Here is an 11,737-nt window from a genome sequence, read left to right on the forward strand (position 1 = left end):
CAACAGTCTTCGGCAATAGGCTGTCCTCAACACTCTGTTAGGTAACAATTTATCCTAATTATTAATTTTTTTATTTTTTTGAATACAAGAAGCTGTAGATGGTATTAAAGTGACTACAAAAATTGACAGATTCCTCGATCGTACTTCTTTCTAGGGGTAAGATTCTGGGTTAAGTCCAGTTAAGCTCTCCTACCAAAGTAACCGACATAGTCATATCCGGCCAAGGTTACCCTCTTTGGCAATGCTTGTTAAAGCTATGCTATGAAAAAAAACAAGATAGATTAGTGCCAATATGAAATCAATTTGAACAATTTATGGACTCGTCCGTTTTTATGTAAACTAAGAGGATGAATATTATGATTGATAAAAAATATCAGCAATGTATAGAAGCCTGTAGCGAATGTGTTGCAACCTGTAACCAATGTATAACAGCTTGTTTACAAGAGAAAGATTTGGAACATCTAAAGACGTGTATCCAGCTGAATATGGAATGTGCTATAATTTGTGACGCTGCTTTCAAAGTAATGACTATCGACGGGCAAGTCACACCCGACATTTGCAAAATGTGCGCAGAAATATGCGAACGCTGTGCTGCCGAGTGCGAAAAACACGCCAGTATGGGGATGGAACATTGTCGCATATGCGCTGAAACCTGCCGGGCTTGTAGCGCAGCGTGCAAAGAAATGATAGCTGCTTAGAGACACATCACCGCTTATAGGATAACGGCAAATAGTTCCTAGTCTACGTTGAAGAATAAGACCAAAATCTTCTTTCAACCCAGCAGAATCTATTCTTTGCGGTGGGCGATTCCCCGCGAAAGTTAACTGACTTTACTACTTGTTTTGGTCAGCCAATTCTATCTGCACCTTTTCAAATTCCTGTTCTACATCTTTTGACACCGGTTTACTCACCAGTGAAACCAATACCGTAGTTAAAAAGCTTAATAGAAACCCTGGAATAATCTCGTATACTTCCTTGTAATTATGAGGTACATAAATCCAAATTAATACCGTTGCACCTCCCACAAGCATCCCGGACAGAGCTCCCGCTACCGTCATACGTTTCCATAGCAATGAAAGAATGACTAAGGGACCAAAAGCAGCCCCGAAACCGGCCCACGCGTTACCTACTAGCCCAAGGATGCTCTCTTGGGGATTCAGCGCCAGCACGAATGCGACGACGGCAACAGCTAGTACCGATAATCTACTCATGATGAGCATATTCTTTGGATTTGCATGTTTATTAAAGAATGTTTTATAAATGTCCTCGGTCATAGAACTCGAGGTTACCAGCAGTTGCGAAGATATCGTACTCATTACTGCGGCTAAAATAGCAGAAAGAAGAAATCCACCAATAAGCGGGTGGAAAAGCGCCTTTGACAAGTATATAAAAATTGTCTCGGATAACTCACGCGAATTATCAAATTTTAACATTGTTTCGGTGTCAAACCGTTGCAAGTAAGCAATACCAAAAAAACCGAGAAACAATGCCCCTAAAACTGTTCCAATCATCCATATCATTCCCACGCGTCTTGCTTTTTTTATGTCTTTTACGCTATCAATCGCCATAAACCGAACCAGAATATGTGGTTGTCCAAAATACCCAAGCCCCCAAGCTAATAATGAAACTATCGAAATCGCCGTTGTTCCGCGAAGCATATCCATATAAGCGATATCCTTCGCTGATATAACATTAATAGTTTCACCAACACTCCCAAATTGAAAAACAACGACAGTGGGTATCAGCAATAAGGCGATAACCATGATAGTACCTTGCACGGCGTCGGTAATACTAACAGCCATGAATCCCCCAATAAAAGTATAAAACACCACTACCAGCGAGGTCACCCAGAGCCCTATATTATAATCCATCCCAAATGCGGATTCGAATAGCCTTCCTCCTGAAACCATACCAGCAGAGGTATATAATGTAAAGAACACTAACACTAGTACCGATGAGACGAGTTTCAGCAGTTGTGATTTGTCGCGAAATCGGTTCTCAAAGAATACAGGCAACGTTATCGCGTTATTGGCTACCTCTGTATAAACCCGTAGTCGTGGGGCTACGATCAGATAGTTAAAAAAAGCTCCGATCGTCAGTCCGATAGCGAGCCATGAGGCTGAGAGCCCCAGCGTATAAATGGCACCTGGAAGTCCCATCAGTAGCCAACCGCTCATATCGGAAGCGCCCGCGGAAAGTGCCGTTACGAACGGTCCCATCTTGCGTCCCCCAATTAAAAATTCTTCGGAATTATTGGTCGATTTTCGGTATCCATAAACACCTATCATAATCATTATTATAACATACAGTCCAATGGAAATTAACTCATAAACATTCATGGGCAATAGTTTTCAATTTTTTCTAAACAATACAGACCGCTAAGGAAACAATGCGATGAAGGCTGTATGGGGAACCCATTCCGAAAAAAATTAGACGTGAATAGAAACAAAGCTGGGCAGCCTTTAGGCTTCTTTGATAATCTATCAACGGTAGAACGTTTTAAATAAGCACCCTGCACACCACCACATTCCTTATTCACAACTACATGTAGTGCAAGCGACGCGAGCAAAGGTATAAAAAAAATTAAAACAGACGTTCCGGACCAATGATATATAGGAAGATTGGATAACAGATAAAACATGCATAGATATACTCTATATCTTAACGGTAAATTCGTCGCTTTGCTACCTTGATTTTTTTAAGCCCGCGGAACAGTCTTAGCGACGAGCACCACCTAATTGAAAACAACTCGCTCGAGGCGGATGTAAACATCTGTCTTGCAAGGATATAAAAAAAACGATTGCTTCAGGTTATTTTTTAAACGATCCACTTGCGTCTGCTTGTTTACCCTTGCCGTCCCTAACGGTCAGTATCACTTTATATTCTCCTTTTGGCATTTCCTGCACGTCAATATGTTCATGGAAATTATTGGTTATTGTCCCTTTCAAGCGGGGAGAATCAAACGTAAAACTCTTCATAACTCCCTCGCCATGAATATTTACAGTAACGGATTCGATCCCTTGAGGTGCTGACAAATCGGTCTCAAGATGGAGGTCACTTCCGTCGGAGTTAACACCAACATCAAGGGCAGATATATAAGGTATGGAGCTATCAACTTTTAGTGTAAGCTCAGTATCCTTACTGTAGATTCTTTTCCCTCCCGATAACAACTGTAATTCAAATCTATAATTACCAACCTTTGCTTCATCTGGAATCTGGATGGCGTCATGAATAGTTCTATCTTCGTTAAAATTTTGCCGTTCGTAGGTTTTTGTAAAAGTCCAACCCTCACCTTCTACAGGTAAAATGTTCAAAATGATTTGTTCTATATGATCCACTGAACCCACCGAAAAATTCCATGGGAGAGTTTGGCCTAGATAGCCCTGGTTTTCGCCTTCTAAGCCGATCGTCAAATCATTTACCGGCTCTGAGGAACCCTGACATCCTACAAGAAGGAGCGACGAAAATAAACAGATTTTCGAAATTAGGATACAAATGGAAAATTTCATTAGATTGGATTTATACTATTGTTAAACAAAAGATTTATTCTCATTTTGCGAGCTAAACATATCTCACCACGATTCGAATCTAATGCGCGTGGTGATGCTGATGATGGTGTTCATGATGACTATGATCATGATCCCCAATAAACAACGTGGAGAGAGAAAGTAGAACCCCTATTATTACCGCAATCATCTTTTTCTTGTTAAATGTATGATGGTCAGGCGAACCGGATTCGAATAATATTGTAGTGGACACGTGAAGAAAAATCCCGATAACAACGGCCATCATCCTATCGAAATATTGAGCGATATTCCCAATCGCATTTTCGCTAATCCCCTTACTAGCCAGATACCCCAAGGGTGTGGCTAAGGCAAATCCTACAATACACAACAATAAAGTGGTTCTAGATACTCTTGCAGCTATCAGTAGGCTTCCCAAGGCGAAAGCTGCCGGAATGTGATGTAGAGCGATCCCAAAAACCAGTTGTCCTTGATTCAGTCCAACAAGCGGCATTCCTTCTAAGAATCCGTGAAGACATAAACTTATCAAGATAGCTACCGGAAAGGCACCTTGTGTTTCATTAGTATGTATATGTCCGTGCTCTACACCCTGTGAGAAGTGTTCTAAAAAAAGTTGAAACAGAAATCCGCCCAATATATAAAGCCCTATTGTATCGATATTCTGACCGGCGCTGTGGTATACGTGAGGCATCAGATGTAATACGGTCAAACCAAAGAGGTATGCCCCGCTAAACGAAAGAGTAAGCTTAAGAAATGTGGAACTATCCTTTTTAACAAAAAGCACAGCAAGACCACTAACAAAAGCCGAAAAAAATAAGATGCTAATAACGATGATAGAATTCATTTGGCAAGGTTATGGAAAAACAATGTATAAAATAGCCACAGGCCCAACGCAAGGTGCCTGCGGCGGTGTTCGCTAACTAATGATCGTGACCATCTTCGGCGTGAATTTCAAAATTTAACTCCAGAACGTTCTCTCCGGGAAAAACCTCAGCGTAATCAGCTCGATTCCAATCGGTACGCTCGATCTTTTCTTTAACACCAGAATCTAATTTTCGCAAAACGTATTTCACGGCTTTAGTAGCGCCTTGATTATCGTGCCCCACGATGAAATATGAAAGTATACCAGTCACTTCGTATTTTCCAGCAACTTCCGCGCCGTCCCCATATTTACTTTCTCTAGGCTGGAATATCGCTCCACTTTCAGTCGCAGAATTCGAGTTCAAGATAAAGTCTCCACCTATAAGAAATGCTTTATACTGATCGGCCGTTGCTTTATCGGCGACAATTTCATTTTGCACCTCTTCGTCCTCGTAGTTCCAGGCTTTAAGTTCGATTTTATATGCCACCTCAGCGTTTAAATGAAGGTGCCCGTTCTGCTTCGCTTCCCCGTTTTCATTAAAAGAAATGACAATTGATTCTCCTTCAAGCCCGCCGTCAAGTCCATGAAAATGATCACCATGCGCTTCTACCGATTCGCCGGTCACTTCAGTCAAGATCAACTCCGAGCGCTTGATCCCCTCCCGCACCGGCTCGATAGGATCATCATCATTGCTACAAGATGAAAAAGAAAGGATAATAAGACTCAAAATAGCAGATCCTGCAAGTAAAAAATTGTTTTTTTTCATGTTATTATGTTTTTTGTTTGATTGTTCTCGTTCTGAAATTCCAAAACCCGAACCAAGAAATACGGCGATCGTATTTAATGCGGCTTTTCTTTCAACGATGCAAATATAAAAAAAATAACATCAAACGCAACATAGTTGCATTTTGTATCTACATAAAAAACATTTCATTATGATGGTACCCTCTACCATGCGTGTAGTATTTTAAAAAAATGATTCTAGCTGAAACAGAAACAGTCAACAAATAACTACCAAGAAGGGCCATCTAGTATGTAAATGACCCCTCTTAATTTTTAGCTATTTAAAAACTTTTATTCTAAAATACCGTTTATATCAATTTCGGCTAAGTGGGCGAATTGCGTATTGGTACCATACGCATCTTTAAATACAAACTTTATCATTTTAGCAGGCTTAGTGGACGGGATTGAGAAACTTTTATTCGCGCCTTTCTCTTTAACTTGAACAAGATCTGTGGCCACTTTTTCATATTCGTCCTCGTACTTCTCTCTAACGTAAACGTCAAACGTTTTTACGCCGTTATCTGATCCACCCGTCCTGTTGTAAAGCGTAAAACCGTCTACCACAATCATCTCACCAAGAGTAAGTTCCACTTCATGCGGAAAAACAGTTTCCGGTCTTGTCACCTCTGGATACCAATCGGTATGCCAATGATTATCGCTGTCAACGATTCCGTCTATAAGCATGCTGGCACCATTTGCAGCACTATTTTGATTCGATGCAACCGATATCCAAATTGATTTGTCCTGCGCTGTTGTATACTTGGTTTCCTGAAGATTAAAAGTTGTGTCTTTGATTGCCTTGCGGCCTTTCTCATCAATAAATTCCAGTTTAAACCCTACAACTCCAGCGGTAAGACCAATAGTTTCCAACGTATCAAAGGAGGCCTTAGTATCTTCCAAAGACATGGTATATGTCTTTTCCCCGAGCGTGTATATTGCTTTTGCGTCAACTGCGATGTTCGCCTCATTTTGCCAGGCGATACGTAGCTTATTAAATTCCTTTGAAAGCTCAAAATTCTCAACTACATAGTCCACAAAGGATCCTTTGTTGATCGCCGTTCTGCTGACAACCTTCGATAACGTACCATCCAATCCTTCATACTGAAGTTCAAATGTATACTCCCGTTCTTCGGCCATCTGTATAAAAAAGTCCGTACTAAAATCGGTGACTTCTATCTTTTTAGCCTGCCCATTTTCTTGGTAGGTTATCGTCGCTTTTGAAACTCTATCGCTAACACCCTGCCAATCGACACGAAATTTCATATCGAATGTTCCTGTAACCTTGACATTAGAAGGTCCGGCAAGTACTAGATCCCCGTCCTCTTCTTGCTCCTGTATCTGCTCAGGGAAAACAAGCGTATCCTCTTTACAACTGGAAATACTTCCCAAGAAAATCACTCCTAATAATATAATTTTACAAAATCTCATTGTCATATATCGTTATTTCAAAAATTCTATCTCAAAGTTCTTTAAGTAATTTTGACCTTCAATGCCCCAGTTATCGCGCACATCAATATTAAGCCAATATAATACCTGTGGCATCAAGTCACGGCTCTTAAAAAGAATAGCGTTTTCAGGAGCAATATGCGGTAGGTTACTTGCAAATACATCATAGGAAGCCTTTCCCCAAACTGGGATATCAGGCATACCTTCAACTTTGTTTTGAAAAACATCCCCGCCATCATCGAGCGGCCAATATCCCACGAGGTTAGCTATCCGGGGATGATTCGCAGCGATACCCACACTACGTGCATTTGCAACGACCTCCTCATCCGAAAGAGCAACATTCCAGATATGAACATCGGACATATATTGATCCAAATAGTTGGTAGAGAAGACTTCCTGTTGAAACCCAAATGTGAGGGCACTTAATGATTCTATCGATCCGACATTCATCGTTGGTTCCGCCTTAGTCGCCACCTGTGTTCCGTTTACATAAAGTTTCACAGTCGGAACTCCTTCAACACGGGTAAAAATCCCCGTTATGTGTGCCCATTCTTCATCGACCGCAACGGGTCCTCCTGAAATCTCCATACTGACACCACCATCTGCCACCCAAAAGTTAACATTATTACCAGCGCGAAAAAGAGACCAACCGTTAGTTGAACCTGTACGTGCGTTCGTTTTACTAAGAAACGGCGGATAACTATAGGAATAATTTCCCGAAGCATTCTTATTTACTTTAATCTTCGCTTCTATCGTTATCTCTCCAGTATTAGCAATATTATATTGAATCTCTTCCTGCGGAACGACCGTGTTACGGCCTCGCATTGCATTTTGTGTTAACGGATCATTTACGTCATATCCAAAAAAACGCGGAGCAACGAAAACGTCCGCCTTAAGCTCCTGAGAAACGAAGTTTTTATGATTGAAGATTGTTACCGTGTTACGTTCTTGGAAACTTGGGCCTCCATAACTATTTCCGATGCCTCCGTGATTCGAAGTTAAAACAATTAACCACTCTTCCCTGTCGAAACTCGGGCGCTCTTGAACAGCTGCTACTATTACACCAACATGATTATCGACTGCATTGACTGCCGCCTTATACTCCTTACTTTCATAAGAAAAGGACGAAGCAGTTCCCGCTTTTAATACCGAAGTAAATTGCACCAGCATAAAATCAGGATCACCTTGAGAAACTTCTTTGACGATTTTATCGGCTGCAGCCTGATCATTCGTTACTAAGGCGGTTTCACCAGCATCCATCAACATGATATTTGCTAAACCAGGTTCTTGGGTCACAGCTAGAGTAGAAAGACGCGGCGCCTGCTCACTGACTCGGTAAAAGACGGACGGAAAATACGCTTCTTCGTCATGCGGATGGTCTGGATCCGGCGTAGGAAGGAAAGAATTTGTCGTAATATGGTGGAGCGATGACCCCACTCCTGTCATCAGGCTCGCCCATGACGCTGCATCAGTCGTGTTCTCGTCTGCGATGGATTCGAACGAGTATTTGGCATGCTCAAGTAGTCCCGCAATATTTTTGGGAACCTCCTTTTTTAATTCAGCTCCGACAAGCCCATCTACCGCGATAACAAGTACTTTTCGCCGCATGATGGTCGTATCTTCAGGCAACTCGTATTCTTCAAATACAGAATCTGGATTAGCGTATTTTGTACAAGAGCTTACCGAGATTGTTGCTATAGCGACAAACATCCAGCAGGCGAGTTTATTAACAATATTAATTTTCATAATTTATTCTCTTTAATCAACGTCATAGAACGCACCGAATTCCGCAATCGCGTGATGGCCTGAGCCGTTATGATTGGTGTTCCTAAAATAAATTTTCACGTATCGTATCTGATCTAAAGTTTTTAATCTAAACTCTTTTCTTTCGTCTGTATTAGGCATCTGGAAGGAATATCCCGACATTAAATCGTCATCGGTTAATTTAGTGTATGTAACATTATCGTCACTGATATGTACTTCAATATCTTTTGGACGCTGCCCCGAATTACCTTGACGCGGAACAAGATAAAACCCTTTCACGCTCTCCACAGTATTAAAATCGAACGTAATGCTGTGCGGCAAAACGGCGGTCGCAGCAGACCACTGCGAGTGCCAAAAAGTTCCGACCTGACCATCTATAATGCTGATCGCTTGTCCATTCGGAGGTCCTTCGCCGGTAGGCTCTTCCGTGCTTTTGTCAAGAATAGTCCATGCCGTATTGAAAAGATCGACTTTCGGTGGCAGTGGATCGTCGCCACCAGTATCCGTTAGTGGACTATATTGCCAAATGATGTGTTCCATTGGTGGATATTTCGCGGCCATTTCTTTGCGGGCGATGCCACTAATAACGATCCCCCAAGCCTGACAAAAACGTGCATAATCTTTTCCGGTAAACTCACATAGCATCCGGTAAAAAAAGTCGCGCTTTGCTTCATCCACGCCAAAGGCATAGTCTATGTTTCGTGCTTTATTGTAAATATAGGGCATAAAATCCCATCCGGATTCACCCCGTTTTCCTGTCGCTTTATTAAATATTTGCAAGAAAGGAACGAGTTTAAAAAATGGAGCATCATCGCCATTGGCTTGCGCGTCAGATATTTGGTCTTTAATAGCAGAGCTCGAGGCGTATGCTAATGCTTTCTCGAATGCTCCTTTCAGCGCAGGGTGCGCATCTCCTACTTTACGGACACCGTTTCGGTGAAGCCCTTTGAATACAAATAAATTATTTGTGGTCTCACCCAAACCGTTCCAGCTCCAGGTTCCTACCTGTTGATAATTGTGACCTATCTCGTGGTAGGTACCCCAGCTCTTGCCTGTGCGGATCGTGTTTAGATTGATCCATTCATCCAGCCATTGTCTATCATTTTGGGCAACCCATGGATTACCACTATGACCATAGCCTGCAGAAGGTTGAATGTCAAGGACGCCACGTTCTGGCAGATTAGGATACTTGTTTTTTAGCTCCGTAGCATCAGGCGTCAAGCCCATCCAGTCGTAGTAATCTTTCTCGTAGATCTGATCCCATTCCTGCATAACCTGATCAATATCTCGAAGCTTACCTTCCTGAATAAATGATATAATTCCCGTCCGGGGCACATTAAAGGTAACATGCTTAGAACGAAGCTCGAGCCACGGAACATCGTTCGCCTGAACATCGGCTATCCATTTGTTAACATCGGTTTTACCCAGGACAAAATCCGAGGCGCGCACGGCGCCTGTAATTACCAGATCCACTGGAGTATCTCGGGAAATATTCGGACGTATCCATACAGTGCCCCCGTAAAGATTTCTTACATAGTTTACGCCGGGAAAAAGTTCTTTCACTGTATAAATTATCGCGTCGCGTCGCAGTGGCGTCTTACCCGTTAAGTTGTCCGTATGTACTCCAATCTGCATGGTTAACCCCAATACTCCACTAGGGACTATCACACGGATTAGTTCGCCCGCCGGTGCATATAATCCAGTACTGAATATAGACTGTGGTACGACATTAACCATACGGTCGTTTGCAGAACTATATTCGAAATTCAAATTAAGTGTTACCGTGGTATCGGTAATACGTGGAACATTCTCACCAGCAAGTCCAGGGAATATTCGAGCTCGCGGGTAAAGACTCTTATCGGCTACAAACAGCGTCGTGTCGCCTGCTATTGGTGATCCCGTCGAGTCCCCTTGCCCATAGCCATTCTCGAAGTCATATCCGTACTTTCCGCAACTAGCAAATACTAGTAAGGAAATAATCGTCAAGCAGCTATATCTATATATTAGTTTCATATTGTTTTCATTTAAAGGTTTATCAGTTGCGAATCTCAATATAGCTTGGTGTCCAGGTTTTTCCGTCAAGATTCCACACCGGTGGAGTTGTGACTCCGATCCACTTGTAAATAGTAAATGGGACATCCACAGAGTTTAGTACCGAGCGGTAGTAGGCGTACGAAATCGGCGGGCGAAAATGACTCACCACATCCGAAAAACTCATCCATCCGTATGGTCCAGTCAACCGCATATCTGTGGACTTACCCGATTGCTCCGTTAGCTTGGCTGTCCCCACATCATCATATGCCGGCCAGTAACCCAAAAGATTCCCATATTTGGGATGCGTCTGGTCTACACGGGCAATACCGGCAAGGCTTGCGATCTCTGCGTTGCTGAAAGCTGTATTGTACACTTGAAGATTGGCAATTGTAAAATCCGGCGAGCTATTGTCGTTCCCATCCCATTTTCCAATGGAGAGCGCAGCATCATTATTCAAATTGTTGCCATTTGCCGTTGTCGCTTGATTAAAAACGCCGTCGGTAAATGCTTTGATGGAATCCGCCCCACCCGAACGGCTGACCACAATAGATACGGAATGCCATCCTCCGTCATTAATCGCTGAGCCGAAGACCTGCCCGCCAATACTAGAATTAAAACCCCAAGCCATATTACCGTTACGTACTTCACCAAACATGTTCCAGCCACTTCCGGTAAATCCTCGAACGCGTTTTGCAAGGAAAATCGGGTAGTTCCAGTTTCCACCGGCAATATTGGATTTTATGAATAGTGTGATTGTAAAATCTTTATCTGTGCCGAAATTAAAGGCAGAGGCATCATCCAATATGGCATTTACCCGCGTAGCTCCATAGGTATAACGAACGGCATTTCCTACAAATGGTATTTCCCTCGAGTTCGGACGGGCTAACACTCGCGGAGAAAACTTCGGAGAATAAATCAATGTAAATGTGTTACGTGAGTGATCACCATATACGGTATTGTCCACCTCGACGCTTTTTGCAGGTCCCCCTTTATTGGAGCTAATAATGACTAACCAGCTTTCGTTCGGATAATTTTCTCTTGCTTCCAATGCTGTTACCAGCTTCCCTATTTTTGCATCGACCTCAGTGATTGCAGCCCTATAGGCGGCATCATCGGATTCGTAAGAACTCGCTTGCCCCGCTTGCTCAACATCATCAAACTGCACGAAAATCAAATCAGATTCTCCGCTGGACACCTCCCCGAGCGCCGCCGAGAGCGTCGCCGCATCATCACCGGAGGAGCTCTCTTTTATGTCGGCATCGGTAGCTAATTGCAAGAGTTCTTCAGAGGACGTAAAAGCCGCTGTAGTCAACTCTTTGGTAGA

General features: G+C 42.6%; 9 protein-coding genes. 1 reads left to right on the forward strand and 8 read right to left on the reverse strand.

Translation table 11 applies throughout. The annotated features are described in order from the left end of the window. The first annotated feature begins 356 nt into the window (after positions 1-356). On the forward strand, positions 357-698 hold the full coding sequence (locus HP439_RS19800) for a four-helix bundle copper-binding protein (RefSeq protein WP_484592848.1): 342 nt from the start codon (positions 357-359) through the stop codon (positions 696-698). 135 nt (positions 699-833) lie between these two features. Here HP439_RS19800 and putP read toward each other — a convergent pair whose 3' ends face one another. The 8 genes from putP to HP439_RS14695 form a co-directional block, all read right to left on the reverse strand. After that, entirely contained in the window at positions 834-2,339 is a 1,506-nt protein-coding gene (gene putP, locus HP439_RS14660; protein WP_172391087.1) for a sodium/proline symporter PutP, read from the reverse strand. Positions 2,340-2,810: 471 nt separating this feature from the next. Beyond that, entirely contained in the window at positions 2,811-3,509 is a 699-nt protein-coding gene (locus tag HP439_RS14665; RefSeq protein ID WP_172391088.1) for a DUF4625 domain-containing protein, read from the reverse strand. A gap of 79 nt (positions 3,510-3,588) precedes the next feature. After that, positions 3,589-4,368 carry a ZIP family metal transporter gene (locus HP439_RS14670; RefSeq protein ID WP_172391089.1) on the reverse strand — a complete coding sequence of 260 codons (780 nt, stop codon included), beginning with the start codon at positions 4,366-4,368 and terminating at the stop codon, positions 3,589-3,591. 76 nt (positions 4,369-4,444) lie between these two features. Continuing rightward, positions 4,445-5,152, reverse strand: coding sequence for a hypothetical protein (locus HP439_RS14675; protein ID WP_172391090.1), 708 nt, complete (start codon positions 5,150-5,152; stop codon positions 4,445-4,447). Between the two features lie 308 nt (positions 5,153-5,460). Next, positions 5,461-6,603, reverse strand: a complete 1,143-nt coding sequence (locus HP439_RS14680; RefSeq protein WP_172391091.1) for a discoidin domain-containing protein — start codon at positions 6,601-6,603, stop codon at positions 5,461-5,463. 6 nt (positions 6,604-6,609) lie between these two features. Next, positions 6,610-8,361, reverse strand: coding sequence for a LamG-like jellyroll fold domain-containing protein (locus tag HP439_RS14685; protein ID WP_172391092.1), 1,752 nt, complete (start codon positions 8,359-8,361; stop codon positions 6,610-6,612). Between the two features lie 12 nt (positions 8,362-8,373). Then, entirely contained in the window at positions 8,374-10,392 is a 2,019-nt protein-coding gene (locus HP439_RS14690) for a M60 family metallopeptidase (RefSeq protein ID WP_246229378.1), read from the reverse strand. Between the two features lie 22 nt (positions 10,393-10,414). After that, the coding region (locus HP439_RS14695) for a LamG-like jellyroll fold domain-containing protein (protein ID WP_172391094.1) at positions 10,415-11,737 on the reverse strand (1,323 nt) is incomplete at its 5' end.

The sequence above is a fragment of the Sphingobacterium shayense genome (assembly GCF_013179575.1).
Classification (GTDB): Bacteria; Bacteroidota; Bacteroidia; order Sphingobacteriales; family Sphingobacteriaceae; genus Sphingobacterium; species Sphingobacterium shayense.

Coding starts and splice junctions, on each gene's coding strand:
- HP439_RS19800 (WP_484592848.1), top strand. CDS start 357: ATGATTGATAAAAAATATCAGCAATGTATAGAAGCCTGTAGCGAATGT.
- HP439_RS14665 (WP_172391088.1), bottom strand. CDS start 3,509: ATGAAATTTTCCATTTGTATCCTAATTTCGAAAATCTGTTTATTTTCG.
- HP439_RS14690 (WP_246229378.1), bottom strand. CDS start 10,392: ATGAAACTAATATATAGATATAGCTGCTTGACGATTATTTCCTTACTA.
- HP439_RS14675 (WP_172391090.1), bottom strand. CDS start 5,152: ATGAAAAAAAACAATTTTTTACTTGCAGGATCTGCTATTTTGAGTCTT.
- HP439_RS14680 (WP_172391091.1), bottom strand. CDS start 6,603: ATGACAATGAGATTTTGTAAAATTATATTATTAGGAGTGATTTTCTTG.
- HP439_RS14670 (WP_172391089.1), bottom strand. CDS start 4,368: ATGAATTCTATCATCGTTATTAGCATCTTATTTTTTTCGGCTTTTGTT.
- putP (WP_172391087.1), bottom strand. CDS start 2,339: ATGAATGTTTATGAGTTAATTTCCATTGGACTGTATGTTATAATAATG.
- HP439_RS14685 (WP_172391092.1), bottom strand. CDS start 8,361: ATGAAAATTAATATTGTTAATAAACTCGCCTGCTGGATGTTTGTCGCT.